22 protein-coding genes and 1 rRNA gene are annotated in these 21,888 nt (G+C 41.5%); 6 read left to right on the top strand and 17 right to left on the bottom strand.

The window, feature by feature from the left end; translation table 11 throughout:
- Positions 1 to 42: 42 nt before the first annotated feature.
- Positions 43 to 1,578: ribosomal RNA gene (locus PTRA_RS00170) — 16S ribosomal RNA — on the bottom strand.
- Positions 1,579 to 2,179: 601 nt separating this feature from the next.
- On the opposite strand from PTRA_RS00170, the gene PTRA_RS00165 reads away from it, so the two are divergent.
- Positions 2,180 to 2,719, top strand: coding sequence for a gamma carbonic anhydrase family protein (locus PTRA_RS00165; protein WP_058372247.1), 540 nt, complete (start codon positions 2,180 to 2,182; stop codon positions 2,717 to 2,719).
- 4 nt (positions 2,720 to 2,723) lie between these two features.
- Here the strand turns inward: PTRA_RS00165 and PTRA_RS00160 are convergent, their stop codons facing one another.
- Positions 2,724 to 2,978 (bottom strand): DUF1488 family protein, encoded by a 255-nt coding sequence (locus tag PTRA_RS00160; RefSeq protein WP_058372246.1) that lies wholly within the window; start codon positions 2,976 to 2,978, stop codon positions 2,724 to 2,726.
- Positions 2,975 to 3,799, bottom strand: coding sequence for a shikimate dehydrogenase (aroE, locus tag PTRA_RS00155; protein WP_058372245.1), 825 nt, complete (start codon positions 3,797 to 3,799; stop codon positions 2,975 to 2,977). The genes PTRA_RS00160 and aroE overlap by 4 nt, the downstream gene beginning before the upstream one ends.
- A 54-nt stretch (positions 3,800 to 3,853) precedes the next feature.
- On the opposite strand from aroE, the gene PTRA_RS00150 reads away from it, so the two are divergent.
- Positions 3,854 to 4,291, top strand: a complete 438-nt coding sequence (locus tag PTRA_RS00150) for a group II truncated hemoglobin (RefSeq protein WP_058374471.1) — start codon at positions 3,854 to 3,856, stop codon at positions 4,289 to 4,291.
- A gap of 61 nt (positions 4,292 to 4,352) precedes the next feature.
- Here the strand turns inward: PTRA_RS00150 and hemF are convergent, their stop codons facing one another.
- The 6 genes from hemF to PTRA_RS00120 all read right to left on the bottom strand — a co-directional run bounded on the left by hemF (position 4,353) and on the right by PTRA_RS00120 (position 9,714).
- Positions 4,353 to 5,303 carry an oxygen-dependent coproporphyrinogen oxidase gene (hemF, locus tag PTRA_RS00145; RefSeq protein WP_058374470.1) on the bottom strand — a complete coding sequence of 317 codons (951 nt, stop codon included), beginning with the start codon at positions 5,301 to 5,303 and terminating at the stop codon, positions 4,353 to 4,355.
- Between the two features lies 1 nt (position 5,304).
- On the bottom strand, positions 5,305 to 5,868 hold the full coding sequence (gene tsaC, locus PTRA_RS00140; protein ID WP_058372244.1) for an L-threonylcarbamoyladenylate synthase type 1 TsaC: 564 nt from the start codon (positions 5,866 to 5,868) through the stop codon (positions 5,305 to 5,307).
- 24 nt (positions 5,869 to 5,892) lie between these two features.
- Positions 5,893 to 6,468, bottom strand: coding sequence for a DNA topoisomerase family protein (locus tag PTRA_RS00135; protein WP_011326759.1), 576 nt, complete (start codon positions 6,466 to 6,468; stop codon positions 5,893 to 5,895).
- A gap of 244 nt (positions 6,469 to 6,712) precedes the next feature.
- Positions 6,713 to 7,186, bottom strand: a complete 474-nt coding sequence (locus tag PTRA_RS00130; RefSeq protein WP_058374469.1) for a DUF494 family protein — start codon at positions 7,184 to 7,186, stop codon at positions 6,713 to 6,715.
- Between the two features lie 289 nt (positions 7,187 to 7,475).
- Positions 7,476 to 8,564, bottom strand: a complete 1,089-nt coding sequence (gene dprA, locus PTRA_RS00125) for a DNA-processing protein DprA (protein WP_058372243.1) — start codon at positions 8,562 to 8,564, stop codon at positions 7,476 to 7,478.
- 28 nt (positions 8,565 to 8,592) lie between these two features.
- On the bottom strand, positions 8,593 to 9,714 hold the full coding sequence (locus PTRA_RS00120; RefSeq protein ID WP_058372242.1) for a LysM peptidoglycan-binding domain-containing protein: 1,122 nt from the start codon (positions 9,712 to 9,714) through the stop codon (positions 8,593 to 8,595).
- 118 nt (positions 9,715 to 9,832) lie between these two features.
- Between PTRA_RS00120 and def the strand changes: the two genes are divergently transcribed.
- The 4 genes from def to trkA all read left to right on the top strand — a co-directional run bounded on the left by def (position 9,833) and on the right by trkA (position 14,090).
- Positions 9,833 to 10,336 carry a peptide deformylase gene (gene def / locus PTRA_RS00115; protein ID WP_058372241.1) on the top strand — a complete coding sequence of 168 codons (504 nt, stop codon included), beginning with the start codon at positions 9,833 to 9,835 and terminating at the stop codon, positions 10,334 to 10,336.
- A gap of 36 nt (positions 10,337 to 10,372) precedes the next feature.
- On the top strand, positions 10,373 to 11,338 hold the full coding sequence (fmt, locus tag PTRA_RS00110) for a methionyl-tRNA formyltransferase (RefSeq protein WP_058372240.1): 966 nt from the start codon (positions 10,373 to 10,375) through the stop codon (positions 11,336 to 11,338).
- Complete coding sequence (gene rsmB, locus PTRA_RS00105; protein WP_058372239.1) at positions 11,331 to 12,626, top strand: 16S rRNA (cytosine(967)-C(5))-methyltransferase RsmB; 1,296 nt, start codon at positions 11,331 to 11,333, stop codon at positions 12,624 to 12,626. Before fmt ends, rsmB begins: the two co-directional genes overlap by 8 nt.
- An 87-nt stretch (positions 12,627 to 12,713) precedes the next feature.
- The gene (trkA, locus tag PTRA_RS00100) at positions 12,714 to 14,090 is read left to right on the top strand and encodes a Trk system potassium transporter TrkA (RefSeq protein ID WP_011326752.1); all 1,377 of its coding nucleotides are present in this window, start codon (positions 12,714 to 12,716) and stop codon (positions 14,088 to 14,090) included.
- Between the two features lie 75 nt (positions 14,091 to 14,165).
- Here the strand turns inward: trkA and PTRA_RS00095 are convergent, their stop codons facing one another.
- The 8 genes from PTRA_RS00095 to PTRA_RS00060 all read right to left on the bottom strand — a co-directional run bounded on the left by PTRA_RS00095 (position 14,166) and on the right by PTRA_RS00060 (position 21,739).
- A complete protein-coding gene (locus PTRA_RS00095) occupies positions 14,166 to 14,381 on the bottom strand; it encodes an EF-hand domain-containing protein (protein ID WP_058372238.1) in 216 nt (71 codons plus the stop codon).
- Positions 14,382 to 14,451: 70 nt separating this feature from the next.
- On the bottom strand, positions 14,452 to 14,664 hold the full coding sequence (locus PTRA_RS00090) for an EF-hand domain-containing protein (protein WP_058372237.1): 213 nt from the start codon (positions 14,662 to 14,664) through the stop codon (positions 14,452 to 14,454).
- Positions 14,665 to 14,814: 150 nt separating this feature from the next.
- Positions 14,815 to 15,027 carry an EF-hand domain-containing protein gene (locus PTRA_RS00085; RefSeq protein WP_058372236.1) on the bottom strand — a complete coding sequence of 71 codons (213 nt, stop codon included), beginning with the start codon at positions 15,025 to 15,027 and terminating at the stop codon, positions 14,815 to 14,817.
- A gap of 468 nt (positions 15,028 to 15,495) precedes the next feature.
- Complete coding sequence (locus PTRA_RS00080; protein ID WP_058374468.1) at positions 15,496 to 16,167, bottom strand: flagellar brake domain-containing protein; 672 nt, start codon at positions 16,165 to 16,167, stop codon at positions 15,496 to 15,498.
- 48 nt (positions 16,168 to 16,215) lie between these two features.
- Positions 16,216 to 17,667 carry a TrkH family potassium uptake protein gene (locus tag PTRA_RS00075; RefSeq protein WP_058372235.1) on the bottom strand — a complete coding sequence of 484 codons (1,452 nt, stop codon included), beginning with the start codon at positions 17,665 to 17,667 and terminating at the stop codon, positions 16,216 to 16,218.
- A gap of 49 nt (positions 17,668 to 17,716) precedes the next feature.
- Positions 17,717 to 18,331 carry a YigZ family protein gene (locus tag PTRA_RS00070; RefSeq protein ID WP_058372234.1) on the bottom strand — a complete coding sequence of 205 codons (615 nt, stop codon included), beginning with the start codon at positions 18,329 to 18,331 and terminating at the stop codon, positions 17,717 to 17,719.
- Between the two features lie 78 nt (positions 18,332 to 18,409).
- Positions 18,410 to 19,732 carry a Xaa-Pro dipeptidase gene (gene pepQ / locus PTRA_RS00065; RefSeq protein WP_058372233.1) on the bottom strand — a complete coding sequence of 441 codons (1,323 nt, stop codon included), beginning with the start codon at positions 19,730 to 19,732 and terminating at the stop codon, positions 18,410 to 18,412.
- Positions 19,733 to 19,852: 120 nt separating this feature from the next.
- The gene (locus tag PTRA_RS00060) at positions 19,853 to 21,739 is read right to left on the bottom strand and encodes a transglycosylase SLT domain-containing protein (protein WP_058372232.1); all 1,887 of its coding nucleotides are present in this window, start codon (positions 21,737 to 21,739) and stop codon (positions 19,853 to 19,855) included.
- Positions 21,740 to 21,888 lie beyond the last annotated feature (149 nt).

Genomic DNA, 21,888 nt, shown 5'->3' with positions numbered 1-21,888 from the left:
TCATCTGTGTGGACACTACGAACAAATAAGTTCTAAATCGTATAAGGAGGTGATCCAGCCCCAGGTTCCCCTAGGGCTACCTTGTTACGACTTCACCCCAGTCATGAATCACTCCGTGGTAAACGTCCTCCCGAGGGTTAGACTATCTACTTCTGGAGCAACCCACTCCCATGGTGTGACGGGCGGTGTGTACAAGGCCCGGGAACGTATTCACCGCGTCATTCTGATACGCGATTACTAGCGATTCCGACTTCATGGAGTCGAGTTGCAGACTCCAATCCGGACTACGACGCACTTTAAGTGATTCGCTTACCTTCGCAGGTTCGCAGCACTCTGTATGCGCCATTGTAGCACGTGTGTAGCCCTACACGTAAGGGCCATGATGACTTGACGTCGTCCCCACCTTCCTCCGGTTTATCACCGGCAGTCTCCTTAGAGTTCTCAGCATTACCTGCTAGCAACTAAGGATAGGGGTTGCGCTCGTTGCGGGACTTAACCCAACATCTCACAACACGAGCTGACGACAGCCATGCAGCACCTGTATCAGAGTTCCCGAAGGCACCAAACCATCTCTGGTAAGTTCTCTGTATGTCAAGTGTAGGTAAGGTTCTTCGCGTTGCATCGAATTAAACCACATGCTCCACCGCTTGTGCGGGCCCCCGTCAATTCATTTGAGTTTTAACCTTGCGGCCGTACTCCCCAGGCGGTCTACTTAATGCGTTAGCTTTGAAAAACAGAACCGAGGCTCCGAGCTTCTAGTAGACATCGTTTACGGCGTGGACTACCGGGGTATCTAATCCCGTTTGCTCCCCACGCTTTCGTACATGAGCGTCAGTGTTGACCCAGGTGGCTGCCTTCGCCATCGGTATTCCTTCAGATCTCTACGCATTTCACCGCTACACCTGAAATTCTACCACCCTCTATCACACTCTAGTTTGCCAGTTCGAAATGCAGTTCCCAGGTTGAGCCCGGGGCTTTCACATCTCGCTTAACAAACCGCCTGCGTACGCTTTACGCCCAGTAATTCCGATTAACGCTCGCACCCTCCGTATTACCGCGGCTGCTGGCACGGAGTTAGCCGGTGCTTCTTCTGTCAGTAACGTCACACATGATGGGTATTAACCACCACGCTTTCCTCCTGACTGAAAGTGCTTTACAACCCGAAGGCCTTCTTCACACACGCGGCATGGCTGCATCAGGCTTGCGCCCATTGTGCAATATTCCCCACTGCTGCCTCCCGTAGGAGTCTGGGCCGTGTCTCAGTCCCAGTGTGGCTGATCATCCTCTCAAACCAGCTAGGGATCGTCGCCTTGGTGAGCCATTACCTCACCAACTAGCTAATCCCACTTGGGCCAATCTAAAGGCGAGAGCCGAAGCCCCCTTTGGTCCGTAGCCATTATGCGGTATTAGCAGTCGTTTCCAACTGTTGTCCCCCACCTCAAGGCATGTTCCCAAGCATTACTCACCCGTCCGCCGCTCGTCAGCAAAGAAGCAAGCTTCTCTCTGTTACCGCTCGACTTGCATGTGTTAGGCCTGCCGCCAGCGTTCAATCTGAGCCATGATCAAACTCTTCAATTAAAAAGTTTTATGTCTTTCGACAGCTCAATGAATTCTGAATTTATTTTAATATCTTTCGATATTGAATTGACTGTGCCGAAGCAACTTATAAATAAGTTACTTCTGTTGGTCACTCAGTTTTCAATTGAGACTCTAATTTTTTTGCCTCGCTAATTACCCATAAAGAGTAAGTAGTTTGGCTGTTAGAACTCAATCTGTACGAGTGCCCACACAGATGATTGCTTTATATTGTTAAAGAACGTTTGAGTCGCTTTAGCGTCTCAAGGGATGCGTATAATACATCCTTTATTTTTCGAGTCAACACTTTGTTTTAAACTTTCTTTCGACAATTTAAAACCGAAGTTTTATTTAACTCTCTAAGTAGTTCGTGCCTTGCTATGCTTCGGCGTTTCCCTTCTCAGTGGGGTCGCATTATAGGGAGCCGCAGATTTTACGCAAGCATTTTTTACTGAAAAACTAAAAAAAAATGACGTTCGCTCAGTTACTGACCTAAAGCGCCTAAAACTGATAGTTTTATAAACAATTACTGCTTTTGTGGCACTTAAATAAGCTCTGCTGTTACACTCATAATTTAATATAACTGTTAGTTAAAGGTGCAGATATGACAATCCGTTCTTATAAAGGTGTTACCCCTTCATTTAATGCGTCTGTTTATATAGATGAATCATCGGTATTGGTTGGCGATATTACTTTGGGTGATGATAGCAGCGTGTGGCCGTTAGTTGCTGCCCGTGGCGATGTAAACTATATACGCATTGGTGAACGTACTAATATACAAGATGGTAGCGTGCTGCATTTATCGCGAGCAACCAAAAGTAACCCCGAAGGTTATCCGCTTATTATTGGTGATGATGTAACGGTTGGGCACAAGGTTATGTTACATGGTTGTCAGTTAGGTAACCGTATATTGGTGGGAATGGGCGCAATTATTATGGACAATGCCATTATTGAAGATAATGTGATTATTGGCGGGGGGTCATTGGTGCCACCAAATAAGCGTTTGGAGTCTGGTTATTTATATGTAGGCAGCCCAGTTAAGCAAGCCCGAGCGCTTACCGAGCAAGAGCTTACATTTTTAAAAGTATCTGCGGATAACTATGTACTGCTTAAAAATGAGTACTTAAGTGACGACGTTATATAAGCACTTAGCTAATTAAGCTGACTTCTATTTGGCCTGCCGAGTTGTAACTTTCATCTTCGATAAGTTGCTCGGCGCGCTCTTCGTAATCAAAACGATTTTTTTCAAAGTAACTTGTTGCATGACTTTCATCGGTCAAACCTAAACTACTTACTGCAATAATACATTCCACCAGCATGCCATTTACTTGTGCAAAAAAGACTAATTGGTGCGCTGGCTCTCTAAATTCTAGCCTATCTATAAATTGTATTGCTTGGTTCATGTAAGTGTTCCCTGTTTTAGTGCATTAACGACAGGTAATATTGCAGGCATTTTATTACGCCATACATAATATGCCTGGGCAGCCTGACCAACTAGCATACCACTGCCATCCAATAGTTTAGTATTACTATTATACTGCGCTACCCAATTCATAAAAATGGTGTTTTGCAATGAATAAAACATGTCATACGCTACTTCACAGTTAGTAATATGTTTTTGATCAAGTGCTGGAAGCTCGTCATTCATACTGCTAGAGGTGGAGTTTATGATAAGCGCATAATCGTTTTCTGGTAGGTTGTTAAAACCATAACCCGACACTTTGCCATGTTGCGCAAACAACTTTGCTAAATTTTGTGCTTTTTCGGCGGTACGATTAACAATAACAACTTCCTGTGGCTGATGATCCAACAAGGGTAAAACAACCCCTCTTGCTGCCCCGCCTGCGCCTATTATTAAAATACGTTTACCAGTAATGCTGACATTATTTGCCAGCAGATCGTTTACAAAGCCGATGCCGTCGGTGTTATCACCTAGTAACGTGCCGTCTGTTTGCTTTTTTAAAGTATTTACTGCACCGACAATTTTAGCTAATGGTGTGAGCTCATCTGCCATTGCAAAAGCTTGTTCTTTAAAGGGCATAGTTACATTAGCTCCCTTACCGCCTTGAGCAAAAAAATTCGATACTGTTTTTTCAAAGTTATCGATAGGTGCTAAGATTGCGCGATAGTCGATTTGCTCACCTAAAGAGATAGCAAATTGTTTATGTATCGCGGGGGATTTTGAATGTTTTATTGGATTTCCAAAAACCGCATATTTGTCCATTTTAAAGCAACCTCTTTGCAGTAGTAACACTGCCTATTAACGATGATAAATAATATGATTAAACGACTTTTTTCAAAATCTAAGCCCGCTACAATAGAGCAAACACCCACACCAGAAAAAACACCTTATGAAATACTAGGTGGAGAAGCAGGTGCACTCGCTATTGCAAATAGATTCTACGATATTATGGCCACAGATGAATACGCTAAACCGTTATATGATATGCATCCTCTGCCATTAGATAGAATTCGCCAAGTGTTTTTTGAATTTTTATCTGGCTGGTTAGGTGGTCCAGACCTATTTGTAGCAAAACATGGCCACCCTATGCTGCGTAAACGCCATATGCCCTTTGCCATTGATCAAGACTTGCGCGACCAATGGATGTACTGCATGAATAAAACATTAGACCTTGAAGTAGATAATCCATTACTTCGAGAAGGCCTAAAGCAATCGTTTGGACAGCTAGCGAGCCATATGATTAACCAGCATTAACGCATAACACTAAATACAAAAAAGGCGCTACATAGCGCCTTTTATACTTACACAAGAAGCCTTAAAGCTGACACTCTCTAGCAATTAAATCATTAGGTTGTGTACTCAACCATTGCTGAGGACGTAAGTAGTACTGGTATAACTTAGCCTCAGCACTCTCTGCGTTAGGAGTGTAGTTATACTCCCAACGCGCTAACGGTGGCATAGACATTAATATAGATTCGGTGCGACCACCCGTTTGCAAACCAAACAGAGTGCCTCTGTCCCAGACTAAATTAAACTCTACATAGCGGCCACGACGATAAAGCTGAAAGTCGCGTTGCTGCGCTGTGTATTCATCTTTTTTACGACGCTCTATAATAGGTAAGTAAGCCTCTAAAAAGCCATTACCGACTGCCTGTGTAAAGGCAAAGCTTTGCTCAAACCCCAGTTCATTTAGGTCGTCAAAAAACAACCCACCTACACCGCGTGTTTCATCGCGATGCTTCAAATAAAAATATTCATCGCACCAGGTTTTATACTTTGGATACAACTCATCGCCAAATGGTGCACATAAGTCATGTGCTACTTGATGCCAATGTACTACATCATCAAATACAGGATAAAAAGGGGTTAAGTCAAAACCACCACCAAACCACCATATTGGTTGTTCGCCTTCTTTTTCGGCAATAAAAAAGCGCACATTGGCATGGCTGGTCGGTATATGTGGATTTTTTGGATGAATAACTAACGACACACCGCAAGCATTAAAGCTGCGCCCTGCAAGTTCGGGTCTGTGTGCGGTTGCAGATGCCGGCATAGAGGCACCAAATACATGCGAGTAGTTAACACCGCCTTGCTCAATAATATTACCATTAGTGATAACGCGTGTACGCCCGCCGCCGCCTTCGCTACGCTGCCAGTTATCTTCTATAAACTTAGCTTTACCATCGGCTGCTTCAAGGCCTTGGCTAATAGTGTCTTGCAAAGCCATAAAGTAGGCTTTTACTTGCTCTAATAATTCACTTTGCATATTAACCTCTAAATACTTTGCCATTCATGGCATCTTTAATTGTACTTGGTTGCGTGTTACCACCGAGTGGCTCATCAACATAATAACCTACCTGCTCAGCAAACTGGCTTTTAGCCTCGGCAATGCTTAATACTGTATTTTGACCGCTTAAATTAGCGCTAGTTGATACCAGTGGCTTACCAAACTCTTGGCATAAGCGCTTTACGGTTGGATGGTTAGTCACCCTAACTGCAATGGTGTCAAACTGCCCAGTTAACCACTTTGGGGTGCTTTTAGCTGCGGGCATAACCCAAGTAATGGCATTTGGCCAACTTGAAAAAATGTCGGCACGTTTATCCATTGGGATTTTGGCATCATCTACATATTTTAATAACTGCCCGTAGTTATCGGCAATTAAAATAAGGCCTTTTTCGACCGGACGCTGTTTAATAGCCAGTAGTCGCTCAACTGCTTGTTGATTATCTGGATCGCAACCTAAGCCATATACAGCTTCTGTAGGGTATAAAATCACTTCGCCTTGCGCTAAACACGTTATAGCAGCAGATATAGTAGATTGATCTGACAAAATCGTCTCCAGGAGTTTTAAACGTTATTCAGTGGCTGCAAGTTTATGCATACAACTTTTTTGTGGGCATTGTAACACAGTGCTATTAGCCATTTTTCTCTCAATCAGCAGTGGCCAGTTACATTCTGGGCACGATTGCTCAACCGGTTTATTATTCAGCGTATATTTACAGCTTGGGTAGCAATCGCATGAATAAAATATTTTACCAAATTTATTACTACGTGAAACTAAACGGCCTTTTTTACATTTAGGGCAACTAGGTAATGGCTCTTCATTTTGCTTTGCCTCGTTTTCATTCGCGATGTAATGACACTCTGGATACCCAGTACAACCAATAAACATACCGTAGCGGCCATTTTTTACCACCAGCTGCTTACTACATTGTGGACATGCGGAATCTTCTAGCACTTTTATTTCACTGCTATCGTGGTGCGCCAGCGGTCGAATAAAGTCGCACTTGGGGTAGCTGGCACAGCCTAAAAATGGGCCTGATTTACTATTGCGGATCACTAGCTCTGAACCACATTGTGGGCATATCTCATATTCTTTTTCTAGGGCGTGCTTATTCGCCGAGAAAAGCGAATGGTCGATTTTACTCATGGTGATCCTAGTTGGTGAATTTTCGCCTAATATACCCAAAACACTTAAAGATACAATAGCTATACCTATTACATTAAATTAGCGGCCAATTATAGCGTAAAAAGTGTGGTGTAATAACAAGGCAAAGATTATGGCATATACTTGCTGTATAAATTACTTTTAAGAAAGTGCTTAAGCAATTTAATTTACTCGTATGCTCATATTTTAATTAAATAGGTATTAATAGGTATCTTGAATTTAGGTATTAGTGAAGTAAGTCCCCGGGCTGGTCAAATATAAGATCTTCCATTTGCTCACAAGCCACTTCTGCTCCGGGTACATTAAATAGCACCATTAACACTACCCACTTTAAATCGTCTAACCCTATAAAAGGTTTATCTAGCGCTGCTAAGCGGTCCATTACCATTTCACGGGTAACACCATTAGTAACGCCAATGCGTTCAACAAACATTAAAAAATTACGACACTGCACATCCAGCATTTTGCATTCATGGTCGGTAAATACTCTTATTGTTTGTGGCGAGTCAGTGATTAAATATGGTGATGTGTCACTATGCTGTAATTCGGCTAGCTGCTCTAACCAATCTAGTGCTTTAAATATTTCGGCTTGATTAAAACCAGCTCGTAATAATTCATCGGTCAATTCATTAGGTTCAATGAAGAGCCCAGCGTCGTTGTGAATATAGTTTTCAAAAAGATACATAAGCACCTCAAACATATCACCACCTCGCATTTAGCTTAAGTACTTAGTTTAGGGTCTGTTAATCTTTCAAGGTTAAATTTGCAGCAGCCTGTTTGGTATTTAGGCAAGGCAGAGCCTATGTGGTGTGGTTATTTCCCATAAATTGGCGATAACGCAGCATTAATGCCAAACAGGCGCTACCCGAAGGGTTCTGCCTAGGGGCAATTAACTCTTTGTTGCTCGGTTTTTACTTAGCCCACTAGGTTACAAATCTCGCGCCGCGATTAAATCACCTCTAGTTTGAACAAATATTAACCCGCAAAGGTCAACAGACCCTGATGTAACCATCTAAAACTCGCTCTATTTGATCATCTAGTTCCAAGTCCAGCAACCTGGCTTGCACTTTATCAATTGGCCACTGAGCACGGCGAACAATGTCATCAACACTGGTTACCTCAAAGCCAATACTATTTAATACCTCACACTGGGAGTCTTTATTCGTTTGGGTTGACTGCTCTGTAGTTAAAAAACTACTTTGATAAGTAAAGCTCACCTCATCAAGAATATCACTTACATTTTCCACGAGCTTAGCACCTTGCTTAATTAAAAAATGACTCGCTTGGGCAAGTGGGTTTTTAATCGAGCCGGGAACAGCAAATACTTCTTTATTTTGCTCCAGCGCATAGCGTACGGTAATGAGCGAACCGCTTTTAATTTCAGCCTCAACAATAAGTACCCCCAACGATAACCCCGATATAATACGATTACGACGCGGGAAGTTATGCGCATTCGCGGCAGTACCAGGTAAAAACTCACTTACAAGCAAGCCCTGCTCTAATACTTGATTTGTAAGTAGCTTATGCTGCTTAGGGTAGTAAATATCAACACCGGTACCCAGCACGGCAATGGTTTTTCCGCTGCCAGCTAAGGCCCCTTTATGCGCAGATCCGTCTATACCGCGGGCCATGCCTGAAGTAATAGTGATTCCAGCTAAGGTAAGTTGATATGCAAACTCAGCAGCTATTTCCAGCCCCGTGGGGGTGGCGTTACGGCTCCCAACTATGGCTATTTGTGGGCTAGTTAATAACGACACATCGCCTTTGCAAAAAAGCAATAAAGGCGCACTGGCTATTTGTTTTAAATCTTCGGGGTAAGCGGCATCAAAAATACTAATAACCGTTATATTATTGTGTAGGATTAACTGTTCATAATGCGTAATTTGCTGCCAATTAGTGTGCAACAAATTAGTAGCTTGATTAGCACTTAGCCCTAATTGCAGTAATTGCTGATGAGATAAGCCAAACAATGACTCAAGGGAATGGTTTTTAGATAGTGCTAAAAGGGTTTTAATACCCAACCCTTTACACATATAAAAGGCAAGCCAGTGGGCAAGCTTGCCAGATGACTGATCCATGCTCTCTCCTAGAGCACCAACTCGCTACTTAATGAATAACTGCAATATCTCCAACGCGAATTGGGTGCTGATTTTTAGTTATTAGCGCATAACTTACGTTGTCATACACCTTAAATACAATTAACTCACCTACTTTTTCTTTCGGCATTTTCCAAACCGTACTTCCATCATCGGGTTCAGCACCAAAAAACTCGTTAGCATTTGACATTAACTTTTCAAAGCGACTTGAGTCCTCGGTGTAGCGAGGGCCACGAGGACCATCTATAACGCTTGGTGATTGGCGTTCAATATCAAGTACATGACCCACTTCTACTTGCTGCTCTGATCCTAAGTTTAGCACCACTACATCCATAGTGCTAAATTCTCTAGAATCGCTTGGCGAAGCAATAACATAGCCCAATACAGCCTGGGGGGGACGATGCATATTAAAATACGCTGGTAGCATTTGCCCTTCCATTGCTGGAAGTAAAAAGTCACCTTGTTTTATTTCGCGCTTCACCGACTCAACTCTGACCGATGCAGGCTCACCATTAGCGGCATCACCTTTTCTAAAGGCACGAGCCATACCAACATAAGCAGCACGATTAGCAAGTACCCTTCCTGTTTCTGGGTCTAAATATGGCTTACCTTTATGATAAATTGCATAAGCTTGGTGTAATTTTAAATCGCCTTTAACGTATAAAATATGCCCTAACGTTTGTGTTTTCGTGTTCTCGTTTGCCCCTAAAATATAAGGTTTAGCTTTTATATCGTCGCTATTTATAGCTTGCTCGTAAGTTATATAAGGTCTGATCATTTCTAGTGGCAAGGTGGTAATTGCATTTTTGCCTTTAGGGGTAATTCGCCCCTGAGGAGACAGCTTTCGGTACGCTTTATTTATCACTAAACGTGGGTTTCCCTGCGCATCGTAGATTAATGCTAAGGCATCGCCGGGATAAATAAGATGAGGGTTATTAATTTGCGGGTTCATTTGCCACAACTCAGGCCATAGCCAAGGTTCGTTTAAATAAACCCCAGAAATATCCCAAAGTGTATCGCCTTTTTTCACAACATACTGTTTAGGCGCATCTTTTTTTATTTTTAGCACATCAGCATAAGTAGAGAATGCAGCACCTAATGCAACTATAATTGCAATTAATGGAGATTTCATTGGGCTTCCTTGTATTGTTTTTTCATTATTATTGACCAAAACCTGTTAAAGGGGAACGCGAATGGCTAAAATAAGAGCATACAATACCCTAAATTAAGCATAAGTGTAAAAGGTAACTATGGCTACGTTAGAAGTTTTAAGATTCCCAGATGAACGTTTACGTACAATAGCACAAGAAGTTGCACATGTTGACGACCAAGTCCGTGTGATTATAAAAGACATGCTAGAAACTATGTATGATGAAAATGGCATTGGTCTTGCTGCTACACAAGTTAATATTCATCAACGCATTGTAGTGATTGACGTATCAGAAGAGCGCAACGAACCGCTGGTATTAATTAATCCACAAATTATTAAAAAAGCCGGTACAACCGTAAGCGAAGAAGGCTGCCTTTCGGTGCCTAACTCTTACGCAAAAGTTGATCGCGCAGAAACGGTTACTGTTGCCGCGCTTAATGAGCAAGGTGAAGAATTTGTACTAGATGCAGATGAACTACTCGCTATTTGTATTCAACACGAACTAGATCACCTTCAAGGTAAACTGTTCATTGATTACTTATCGCCATTAAAGCGCCAACGTATTCGTAAAAAGCTTGAAAAAGAAGCCAAATTTGCAGAATAGTAATTAGCACCGTAACAAGCACCTTAGGAAAACTCAGTGACTCAACCATTACGCATTATATTTGCCGGTACGCCGGACTTTGCCGCACGTCATTTACAAGCGCTGATACAAAGCGAACACCAAATAGTGGGTGTATATAGCCAGCCAGACCGCCCTGCAGGTCGTGGTAATAAATTAAAAGCCAGTGAAGTGAAAGAGCTCGCACTTGAGCACAACTTACCGGTTTTTCAGCCACAATCACTGAAAACAGAAGACGCCTTAAATGAGCTTACCAGTCTTAATGCCGACATTATGATTGTAGTGGCTTATGGCTTAATTTTACCTAAAGCCATTTTAGATGCCCCGCGATTAGGCTGTTTAAATGTGCATGGTTCTATTTTACCACGCTGGCGTGGTGCTGCCCCAATTCAACGTGCTATTTGGGCAGGTGATGAAGAAACCGGCGTCACCATAATGCAAATGGATGAGGGGTTAGATACCGGCGACATGTTGCATATAAGCCGCTGCCCTATTAGTGCCACCGAAACCAGTGCCAGTTTATATACTAAATTAGCTGACCTTGGCCCAGGTGCACTTATTGACACTATTAATAACTTAGCTAATGGTAAAATAACCCCTGAGCCACAAAATGATACTGCGGCTAATTACGCTAAAAAGCTCTCAAAAGACGAAGCCAATATTGACTGGTCTATGAGCGCGGCGCAAATTGAGCGTAACATTCGCGCGTTTAATCCGTGGCCGGTATGCTTCACCCAAATGGGGGGGCAGCCTGTAAAAATTTATCAAGCACATGTTGTAGAGCAATCAAGCAACCAGCCTGATAATAACGGGCGCGTTCTATCGAGCGACAAACATGGCGTTATTGTGGGTTGTGGCGAACATGCTTTATGTATTACGCAATTACAACCACAAGGTAAAAAACCAATGGCAATTAACGACTTTTTAAATGGTCGTAGTGACTGGGTTACTCCTGGCACAATATTAGGCGAAAATAATGAGTAATGTTCCAAACGTACGAGCGCTTGCCGCTGAAACTTTATATAACGTAGTTGATAAAGGCGCTTCGCTTAATCAAGAACTGCCATTTGCCAGCCAAGGCTTGCCACCTAAAGATAAAGCCCTGCTGCAGCAAATTTGCTATGGCGTTTTACGCTATTTACCAAGCCTTGAAAACTACTGCCAACATTTAGTTGAGGAGCCGTTAAAAGGTAAGCGTAGAATATTTCAATTTTTATTGTATGTGGGCATTTACCAACTACAACACATGCGTGTTCCGCCACATGCAGCAATTTCAGAAACTGTAAATGCACTACAACAATTGCGTGCTTTGGGTTTGAAAGGGCTTATTAATGCTATTCTACGTAGTTTTCAGCGCCAACAACTTGAGCTTGAAGAAAAAGCCAAACTTATTCCAGTGTGTTTATACAATCATCCAAACTGGTTTATCAAACAAGTTAAAGAAGCTTATCCTGATAGTTGGGAAGAGCTGCTTGCAGAAAATCAACAGCAAGCGCCTATGTGGCTGCGTGTAAATCAAGCGCAATACAGCACGCAAGAATACAGCGATATGCTAACAGCTAACGAAATTGAGCATACACTTAACCCCGATTTTATAGATGGGATAAAGTTAGCCAAGCCACGAGATGTGTTTTCATTACCCGAGTTTGATACCGGTGCTTGTTCTGTTCAAGATGCTGCTGCACAGTTAGCAGCGCGTTTTTTAGATCCTAAAGATGACGACACTATTTTAGATGCCTGCGCCGCGCCGGGTGGCAAAACATGCCATATTTTAGAATTGGCTGATGCTGAGGTACTTGCCCTTGATAGCGATGCAACTCGCCTAGAGCGTGTTAAGCAAAACTTAACTCGTATAGGTTTAGGTGCCGACCTACAATGTGGTGATGCATCACAACCACACACTTGGTGGGATGAAAAACAGTTTGATCGTATTTTACTCGACGTACCCTGCTCGGCTACCGGTGTTATTCGCCGCCACCCCGATATAAAGTGGTTGCGTCGTGCATCAGACATTGCCGATTTAGCAGCATTACAAGGCGATATACTCGATAGTATTTGGCCGCTTCTAAAGCCAGGTGGCACCTTGGTATACGCTACTTGTTCAGTACTCCCCCAAGAAAACCAACAACAAGTTGCTAAGTTTTTAGCTAATAACAATGATGTTGAGCATATTCCTCTACATGATAAAGACACGCCCACTACACCTGGTTTGCAGTTGCTACCTGGTGAAAGCGATGGCTTTTATTACGCTAAACTAGTTAAAAAAATATAACCTATACAGCACACAACAATTAGCTATCTATCTTATTTTAGATAGCTAATACTTCATAGCAATAGGTACTTATAACACTGGTAAATAATGAAAATAATCATACTCGGAGCTGGCCAAGTAGGCGGCACGCTAGCTGAAAATTTAGTTGGTGAACAAAACGAAATAACGGTCGTTGATATTGACGGCAACCGCTTACGCGAGCTTCAAGATAAGTATGACCTACAAGGCGTTGCTGGTCACGGTGCTCACCCAGATGTACTTCGCAGAGCCGGCGCGGAAGACGCCGATATGATTATCGCGGTAACCAGTTCAGATGAAGTAAACATGGTTGCCTGCCAAGTCGCGTATAGTATTTTTAATACCCCGACTAAAATAGCCCGAATTCGTTCTGAGCAATATTTAAAGTATCGTGAAAAGCTGTTTCATAACGATGACTTACCGGTCGATCACTATATTGCTCCTGAGGCATTAGTAACTAAGTACATTCGCCGCTTAATAGACTACCCAGGCGCATTGCAAGTGCTGCAGTTTGCCGATGGCATGCTCTCTTTGGTTGCTGTAAAAGCTTACTATGGCGGTTTATTAGTAGGTTATGCGCTATCTACGCTTAAACAGCATATTCCCAATGTAGAAACTCGTGTAGCCGCTATTTATCGCCAAGGAAAAGCAATAAAACCTCTAGGCACAACAATTATTGAAGCCGATGATGAAGTGTTTTTTATAGCAGCCACTAAACACATCCGCGCCGTTATGAACGAACTCCAAAGGTTAGAGCGTTCATATAAAAACATTATGATTGCTGGTGGCGGTAATATAGGTGCAGGCCTAGCGCGCTCACTGGAAAAAAATCACAGTGTAAAATTAATTGAGCGCAGCAAAGAGCGCGCCGAGCAACTCTCTGAAATGCTCGACAACACGATTGTTTTTTGCGGAGATGCGTCAGACCAAGAGCTATTGTCAGAAGAGCATATTGATCAGGTTGATGTGTTTATTGCGGTAACCAACGATGATGAAGTAAATATAATGTCGGCCATGCTAGCAAAACGTATGGGCGCACAAAAAACCATGGTACTTATTCAACGCAGTGCATACGTTGACTTAGTACAAGGCGGCGATATTGATATTGCAATTTCACCACAAGAAGCCACTATTTCGGCATTACTTACTCATGTTCGCCGCGGCGATATTGTTAACGTATATTCACTGCGCAAAGGTGCAGCTGAAGCTATTGAAGCTGTTGCCCATGGTGATGAAAATACATCTAAAGTAGTTGGCCGAACTGTAAGAGATATAAAACTCCCAGCAGGTACTACTATTGGCGCTGTAGTACGTAACGACGACGTGCTTATTGCCCACGACGATACCATTATTATGTCGGGCGACCATGTCATCATGTTCTTAATTGATAAAAAGCACATTAATATTGTAGAAAAACTATTTCAGGTGAGCGCTATATTTTTATAGCAGCATATTGTTGCTACTTTAAACACAAAAAAGCAGCTTAGTTAAGCTGCTTTTTTAATATAAGGTACTAAAGCTTTATTGTACTTTGGCAAACTCTTCTTTAGAAAGCTCGCCATTTCCGTCAGTATCTAGCTGATCAAATATTTTTACTAACTGTGTATTTGTCGCAGCTTCTTGCTGTGAAATAACACCATCGCCGTTGGTATCAAAAGAAGCAAAATCCACTGCTGCATAGGCTGCTGCTGAAGACGCTAAAACTAAAATCGCAAGTGATGTATTTAATACTTTCATAATAATCTCCTAAAAATGAGAGGTCCTTCTCAGAAATCCCTGACTGTGAAAAATAACCGAAAAAAAGTAATTAGTAGTTAGCAAACTCTGCTTTAGAAAGCTCACCGTTACCATCTGTATCTAACTCTGCAAATTGTGCGATTAAATCGGAATCTACCGACGCTTCACTTTGGCTAATTGCGCCATTACCATCTACATCAAGGGTATCAAAATCACTTGCTGCAAAAGTGGCAGATGACGATGCTAGAGCGATAAGTGCGAGTGCTTTATTTAGCTGTTTCATAATTTAATCCTTTACTATGTTATTCAATGGTTTATCAAAAAAATTAGATATACTAAGGTTTATACTTCCCTTGTTATTCTTTTTCATAAGCTCCCTTGCTTACTTAGGTTGTCTTTGGCAACACAGAATTTTATCAACCTTGCATTTTTCTTATGCTTTAGAAAATTCTTCTTTTGATAACTCACCGTTTTGGTCAGTATCAAGCTCTGAGAAAATACTCATTAACTCTGCATCTACAGCGGCTTCGCTTTGACTAATTGCGCCATTACCATCTACATCAAGGGTATCAAAATCACTTGCTGCAAAAGCGGCTGATGACGATGCTAGAGCGATAAGTGCTAACGTTTTATTTAATGTTTTCATAATCAATCTTCCTTCAAAGTTTATGTTAACTGCGATTAAGTGTTTCACTTTAAATCACGTTTAATGCAATACAGCTTAACTATTACAACTTCGGTGCCAACATTTAAAACACCAATAACTTCAATTAGTTAAAGGTGATATGTACTTAAAGGAGATAATTAACTGTCTGTTTTTGTTGCCTTTTTGCAACACACTTTAAGTCAAAACAATAAGTTCGAACAAATTCAATACCTTACAAAAAGCAAAAAGCGCCACAGATTATAAATTCACACTGTAAGGAAACTGTTTAGCTGGGGTATTCAACTCGGTTATAGCTGAATGATTTTTGATATGAAAATAACCAATAGTTTCAACTCCTCTAAGCAATTGTTTTATATTGGTTATTTTATTTTTATAAACACAGACATGCGTTATTTAAAATTAAATTTAATAAATCGCTACTTTGTTGCAAAATAGCGAAATGTACAGTTACTCGGTTTCTGATTCGAGTATTGAAGGGTCAATAAAGTGATCCCCCATAAAGCTTTTCATTTCTTCTTCGCTGGCTAATAGCTTTATTCCACAGTAAGCACCTTGAGCGTGTTCTTTCACGCTACAAATTTCTCCCTGAAAGTCTTTAACTTGCTTATTACTGCTATCGAGGATGATTGAGCATTGCATCCCTTTAATGTTTTCGGCCAAAGCTTTGTCTTTAAGATCAAACTTTATACCGGTTAGCGAAATATCTTTTATTACCCCATCGAGTATCCTGTCATCACTAAGCTTTAGCTTTGCCGATAATAAGGTAGGTATACGAGCTTGCGAGCGTAAGTCGAATAACTGCACTTGCTTTGGGTAATTAATAAAAAGTAATCGTGCGGGATGAGATACAACAGACATTATTTGCTGACGAAATGCGATGACCTGTCCACCACTCCCCTCTATTAATGCTCTTACTACCACCATTTCCCCATCGTGCAGGTAGTCGCTTGCTGTAGGCAGGCGCTTTGAGCTCGGATAGTTTAAAATAATAAATCGATTTTCGAGTAAACCTATAAACTCTGTTTTTACACGCTTGCTAGCCGTTGGTGTTAAAATTTCAAGATCAACCATGGCACCAGGCATTATTTGGTGTAGCTTTTCTAAGTTTGTTGTCGGCATTGTTGGCATATCCTTTTCCCTAATACTCTTTATAAACTAACAATTAAATTATCCGCGCCAAAATGTAGGCGTAAACAGCACTAATAAAGTAAATATTTCTAAACGGCCAAATACCATAGCAATAGTAAGCAACCATTTAGCACCATCACTAATAGATCCATAGTGCGATGCAACATCTCCTAAGCCCGGGCCAAGGTTATTTAAACACGCTGCAGTAGCAGAAAACGCTGTAATGTTATCCATACCGGTTCCCATCAGCGCTAACATAATAATTATAAACACCAATGCGTACGCTGAGAAAAACCCCCATACAGCTTCTACTACTTTATCTGGCAACGCCTTGCTGCCTAACTTAATAGAATATATAGCCCGAGGATGCACTAGCCTATTAAGCTCTCGCACGCCTTGTAAGTATAGTAAGAATACGCGCACCACCTTCATACCGCCACCGGTAGAGCCCGCACAGCCACCTATAAAGCTCGAAAATATAAGCAGTATTGGTAAAAATAATGGCCAAGCCGAAAAGTTATCAGTGGCAAACCCAGCCGTACTACTAATTGAAACAGCATGAAATAACGCTTGATCGAGTGTTTCATCGCCATTGGCATACACTTCATGAGACGAAAGCACGGTAAAGCAAATAACCACCAGCGCTAACTGAATACATAAAAACACTTTAAACTCAGGGTCGCGAATATAAACACTGATATTTCTACTTGCTACCGCAGCGTAATGCAGTGAAAAGTTAATGGCTGCAATAATTAAAAAGAACACACAAATAAAGTTAATTACGGGGCTATCGAAATGCCCCATAGAGGCATCATAAGTAGAAAACCCACCAATGGCGACCGTTGAGAATGCATGGCTTATTGCGTCAAACCAATCCATGCCTGCAATCCAATACGCTAAGGTACACGCAAGCGTAATTGACACATATATATACCAAAGGTGCTTTGCGGTGTCGGCAATTCGCGGGGTCATTTTAGAATCTTTTACCGGCCCTGGTATTTCGGCGCGATATAGCTGCATACCACCGACCCCTAGCATAGGTAAAATAGCAACCGCCAATACAATGATCCCCATACCGCCAAACCACTGTAATTGTTGGCGATAAAATAACACCGATTTAGGCAGGTACTCTATACCGGTTAGCACCGTTGCTCCGGTGGTGGTTAACCCCGAAAACGCTTCAAATACGGCATCAGCCAGTGATAGGTTTGGCTCTTGTAAAAATATCAGCGGTAAGGATGCAAACGCGCCAAGTACCAACCAAAACAACACAACAATTAAAAACCCTTCCCGCGCTTTTAAATCGCCATCTTCGTGGCGGTTAGGGTAATAAGCCATTAAGCCAATAGTGACACTAAAAATAAAAGCCAAAACAAAAGGAACACCACCACCGTCTTTATAAATTAAAGACACAATTGCCGGAGGCATCATGGTAATACTAAATAGTGCAACAAGTTGCCCAAGGATTTTTATAATGGTACGAAATTGCATTTAGCGTATCGCTTTTATTATTAGTAAGTTTAACGAGTAAGATATTGTCTTACTCTTTAATGGTTAACTCAACCGCGCCGTGGCTTAAATCAAAAATATCTTTAATTGCTTGCGTCGCTTGGCGGCTATCAATAGTAATAACCCATTCAATATTAGCAGTAAATTGCTTATCGATGTTAAGCACTTGATACTTCGTTTTTAATAGTTGCTCAATAGCGCCTTGCATACTGTATTCACTACTACCAATTAGCTCAATGCTTGGCACTTTATTAATCGTTGATAAGTTAGCTAATGCATTATTTAATGTGCCTCCATAAGCACGCACTAAACCGCCTGTACCTAGCTTTATACCACCAAAATAACGCGTAACCACAGCAGTAACTTCACCAAGCCCTGAACCCATAAGCACATTTAACATAGGTTTACCGGCGGTGCCATTTGGCTCACCATCATCCGAAAACCCATACACATGGCTTCCTCCTGGTTTACCCGCTACGTGAGCCCAACAATTATGCCGTGCATCGGCATACTTAGTTTCAATACTTTTTATAAACGCTTTAGCTGAACTTAAATCTGGGGTATGTGCAATATGCACAATAAAGGTGCTTTTTTTAATTTCTTCTTGATGAAAAACATCTGCTGCTGGGTATTTATATTCTGACATTCGTTGATGAACCAAGTTATAAACCAAAAAATGGGGCCAACAGGCCCCTCTTTATAATACAACGAGTCTAACGCGAAATTAATCTAGCGCTAAATTTCGTGTCATATTCTCTAGGCCGTCTTCGTGTACTATGATGTTATCTTCAATACGAATACCACCATAAGGCTTAAACGACTCTACCTTTTGCCAATTAATAAACTGTTTATTATCAGTTTGTGCTAAATCGCCTAGTAAGGAGTCGATAAAGTATAGCCCAGGCTCAATAGTAAACACTTGGTTTTTTTCAATTATGCGAGTACAACGCAAAAATGGATGTCCCTCTGGAGCCGCTTGTTGTGCGCCCATTTCATCAGCCATAAAACCACCCATGTCGTGCACTTGTAAACCTAGGTGGTGCCCTAAACCATGTGGGAAGAAGGTAGAAGTAATTTTACGTTCAACAATTTCCTCAGCTGGTAGCTTCACAATATCAAAGTCGCTAAGAATTTGTGCAACTCTATTGTGACACTCAACATGTAAATCACCATAAAGCATGCCGGGTTTTAATCCCTTACCCAACTCTATTTGCGCAGCGGTCATTGCTTGTACTAGTTCTGCAAATTCGCCTTGTTTTTTAAAGTCATAGGTACGGGTAATATCTGCCGCATAGCCATTAAAATTAGCGCCTGCATCTATTAAAAATGAGTTGTGTTGCTGCGGTGCTTTTGCCTCAAAGTGCGTGTAGTGCAAAATGGCGCAGTTTTCGTTTAGCGCCACAATGTTGCCATAAGGCATTTCGTTTTCACTTTGACGAGTTGCCATTAAGTAAGCTTGCTGAATATCAAACTCACTGCCACCATTAAAAAAGGTATCGCGGGCTGCTTTGTGGCCATCTACTGCAATACGGTTAGCGTTGCGTAAACATTCAAGCTCATATTGGGTTTTATAAGCGCGGTGGTAATGAAAGTAATTTAGTACCGGCTCAGGATTCATAACACTAAAGCCGAGTGCTTGTGCTACTTCTAAGTATTCGCCCACATAAGCGTAGTTAGCTTTGTCGTAGGGTAATAGCTTTTCAACCTGATCGGGCTGTAATAACAATTCAATGTCAAAATACTCAGCCCAAAAATCGCGCGGTTCATCTGGCACTTTATGCCAAAAATCGACCGGACGATAAAAAATAAGTTTAGGCTTGTCACTACCATTTACCACAATCCAGCAATGTGGGTTGTCTAGTACAGGTAGCCAAGCTTTAAAGTGTGGATTAACTTTAAATGGATAATACATATCATCTAAAAACTGACGCTTAGCTTGGCCCGAGTGAATAACTAATCCCTCTAACCCTTCGCGATCACAAATTGTACGAGTACGTTGTTGCAGTGTTGCAATATGTTCGGCGTATAAAACGGCTAATTTATCCATAATAAACCCATCTGTTGTATTTAACTTGCTTTGAGTCTACCACACCCATAATCCATACCCAAAGCGCTCAAAATAAGGGGAACATCTAACCTTATTAGCATATCCCCCTGCCTTTATTAATTATCCGCCCATTTTCATTTCGAGTAGCGGCGCCAGTATATTTCCCTCGCGGTGTAAACGCGTATGATAAACCTGCCTGTAGGCAAATACGTTTTTAACGTAATCGCGGGTTTCTCTATACGGGATCAATTCAATCCATAGCTCTGCAGGAATAGCTTCATCTGGTAACCAGCGTTTAATACGATGATACCCTGCGTTATATGAAGCCGTTGCCAGTATTTCATTGCCGTGGTTTTTCTTTTTTAAATACTGCAAATAGCGCGTACCCAACCTTATATTTGTTTGTGGTTGATATAAGCGGCGGCTCGACACACTGCCTTTATTTACGTAATCGGCAGTACTGGGCAACAATTGCATTAATCCTCGCGCATTTGCTGATGAACGTGCATCGGGGGCAAATGAGCTTTCACGGCGCGCAATAGCAATACTCCATGCCATATCTATTTTACTGCGCTTACTGTAGCGCTCAAAAACATCTTGAAATGCAAACGGAAAACGCTGTTCTACGTTATCCCACGCTTTTATTTTTGCTAGTGTAAAAATAGTGCTGTCATGCCAACCCAGCTCTGTGGAGAGTATTGAAGCAGCTAACTTTTCTTCGTCACTAGAGGTATTTGTTAGGTAATTCCATTCGCGACGTGCCGAGGTAAAGCGCTCAAGTTCATAAAATGCTTTCGCACGCTTATAGCCTGGGGCATTTTTTACTTTATCAACAAGCGCCTGATCGACAGCTAAAGGCTGGTTATTTAAATCAACCGGTAACCCTAATCGCGCCGCGGCTAAAAAACCATAGTAATCGCGATTAGCTGCTACTGTTTTCCAAATAGCGTCTGCTTTTTGTTGCTCACCACGTTTTGCGTAGCTGTACGCTAACCAGTATTGCTGGCCAAGACTTAAGTTATCTTTACCAGTAAAAAAGGCTGCAATACCCTCCCAGTCTTGGGTTTTAAGCATGTTACCGAGTTGCCACTGAATTAATTTGCTGTCTTGGCGATCTTTTGGCACTTTGTTTAACCAAAAGCTTGCTTGTTTGTGTCCGCTAGAAGCAAGCGACAGCGCAAAGGTATAATACACATCAGCTTTAGCTGCATCGCTGTAAGTAAACATTTGATCTAGCTTTTCCCATGCTTTTAAAGCAAGCTCTTTATCACGCCAAATTAAACGCTTTACACCATAAAGAGCAATTTGCCCTTCTTTAACCGACTTATTTTTGTATCTATATAATCCGGCTGCAGCACTTGGATCGCGGCGTACTTTTAAGTATAAATCAGCTAAGTAACCTTCATTACTGGGTAGTAATGTTTTTAAATAAGGTAATAGGCTTTGTGTACCGCCTTCTGCCGCCATAGTCACCCGCTGCCAAACAGCCTCTTTACTCATATAGCCTTTTTTACGCCATAACGAAAAAAGCCCATCGCACGCTTTAGGTTGCGACTTGCCTACCGTCCATAAATCAGTTACTTGGTTTAATATTGCTTTTTCTGGCGCACCTAAATCAAGTTGATAATCTAAATATGTACAAGTCAGTTCAGTATCAGAGGTTTCGCGGTAATTGCGAATATACGCTGCTTTTTTATTGTGTTTTTCTAAATAACTTAACCATGCTTTACGCACTGGCCACTCTAGCGGCGTATGCTGATAAATAGTGAGGTAATCTTCTATTTCTGCTTGGTGTTTTATATCAGGATGTCGTTGCCAATATACTTTTTCAACATAAGGCTTTAATGGATGATCAAGATTACTTATAGCCATTTTAAAATCTTGGTAATCACCATAGCGAACTTTTTTTTCAGCGTCTAAAAATGCATCGTTATCGATGTTTGCCTCAACGCAGTGAAGAGGGAAAATAAAAACCGCTGCCATAGCATTTAATAAATATTTTTTCATAATGCCTTCATAATAAAATTAAAATAATAAGCAAAAACTTTTGTTCCACCATAGCACCAAACAAGCTATATTTTAACCAACTGTTTTGTAACCAAGTTAAATTTTTCGTTGCATTTTTAATTCAAAGCAAGCACACTGATTAAATCGCA

Origin of the sequence: Pseudoalteromonas translucida KMM 520 (genome assembly GCF_001465295.1) — a bacterium.
GTDB classification, from domain to species: domain Bacteria; phylum Pseudomonadota; class Gammaproteobacteria; order Enterobacterales; family Alteromonadaceae; genus Pseudoalteromonas; species Pseudoalteromonas translucida.
This window is presented reverse-complemented; position numbering and strand designations above follow the sequence as displayed.

Excerpts from the sequence above, each read along its gene's own strand:
- PTRA_RS00130 (WP_058374469.1), bottom strand. The coding sequence starts at position 7,186 with ATGTTTGAGGTGCTTATGTATCTTTTTGAAAACTATATTCACAACGAC.
- PTRA_RS00090 (WP_058372237.1), bottom strand. The coding sequence starts at position 14,664 with ATGAAACAGCTAAATAAAGCACTCGCACTTATCGCTCTAGCATCGTCA.
- hemF (WP_058374470.1), bottom strand. The coding sequence starts at position 5,303 with ATGCAAAGTGAATTATTAGAGCAAGTAAAAGCCTACTTTATGGCTTTG.
- PTRA_RS00120 (WP_058372242.1), bottom strand. The coding sequence starts at position 9,714 with ATGAAATCTCCATTAATTGCAATTATAGTTGCATTAGGTGCTGCATTC.
- trkA (WP_011326752.1), top strand. The coding sequence starts at position 12,714 with ATGAAAATAATCATACTCGGAGCTGGCCAAGTAGGCGGCACGCTAGCT.
- PTRA_RS00095 (WP_058372238.1), bottom strand. The coding sequence starts at position 14,381 with ATGAAAGTATTAAATACATCACTTGCGATTTTAGTTTTAGCGTCTTCA.
- PTRA_RS00060 (WP_058372232.1), bottom strand. The coding sequence starts at position 21,739 with ATGAAAAAATATTTATTAAATGCTATGGCAGCGGTTTTTATTTTCCCT.
- aroE (WP_058372245.1), bottom strand. The coding sequence starts at position 3,799 with ATGGACAAATATGCGGTTTTTGGAAATCCAATAAAACATTCAAAATCC.
- PTRA_RS00150 (WP_058374471.1), top strand. The coding sequence starts at position 3,854 with ATGATTAAACGACTTTTTTCAAAATCTAAGCCCGCTACAATAGAGCAA.
- rsmB (WP_058372239.1), top strand. The coding sequence starts at position 11,331 with ATGAGTAATGTTCCAAACGTACGAGCGCTTGCCGCTGAAACTTTATAT.
- PTRA_RS00165 (WP_058372247.1), top strand. The coding sequence starts at position 2,180 with ATGACAATCCGTTCTTATAAAGGTGTTACCCCTTCATTTAATGCGTCT.
- PTRA_RS00135 (WP_011326759.1), bottom strand. The coding sequence starts at position 6,468 with ATGAGTAAAATCGACCATTCGCTTTTCTCGGCGAATAAGCACGCCCTA.
- def (WP_058372241.1), top strand. The coding sequence starts at position 9,833 with ATGGCTACGTTAGAAGTTTTAAGATTCCCAGATGAACGTTTACGTACA.
- PTRA_RS00080 (WP_058374468.1), bottom strand. The coding sequence starts at position 16,167 with ATGCCGACAACAAACTTAGAAAAGCTACACCAAATAATGCCTGGTGCC.
- pepQ (WP_058372233.1), bottom strand. The coding sequence starts at position 19,732 with ATGGATAAATTAGCCGTTTTATACGCCGAACATATTGCAACACTGCAA.
- PTRA_RS00085 (WP_058372236.1), bottom strand. The coding sequence starts at position 15,027 with ATGAAAACATTAAATAAAACGTTAGCACTTATCGCTCTAGCATCGTCA.
- PTRA_RS00075 (WP_058372235.1), bottom strand. The coding sequence starts at position 17,667 with ATGCAATTTCGTACCATTATAAAAATCCTTGGGCAACTTGTTGCACTA.
- PTRA_RS00160 (WP_058372246.1), bottom strand. The coding sequence starts at position 2,978 with ATGAACCAAGCAATACAATTTATAGATAGGCTAGAATTTAGAGAGCCA.
- dprA (WP_058372243.1), bottom strand. The coding sequence starts at position 8,564 with ATGGATCAGTCATCTGGCAAGCTTGCCCACTGGCTTGCCTTTTATATG.
- PTRA_RS00070 (WP_058372234.1), bottom strand. The coding sequence starts at position 18,331 with ATGTCAGAATATAAATACCCAGCAGCAGATGTTTTTCATCAAGAAGAA.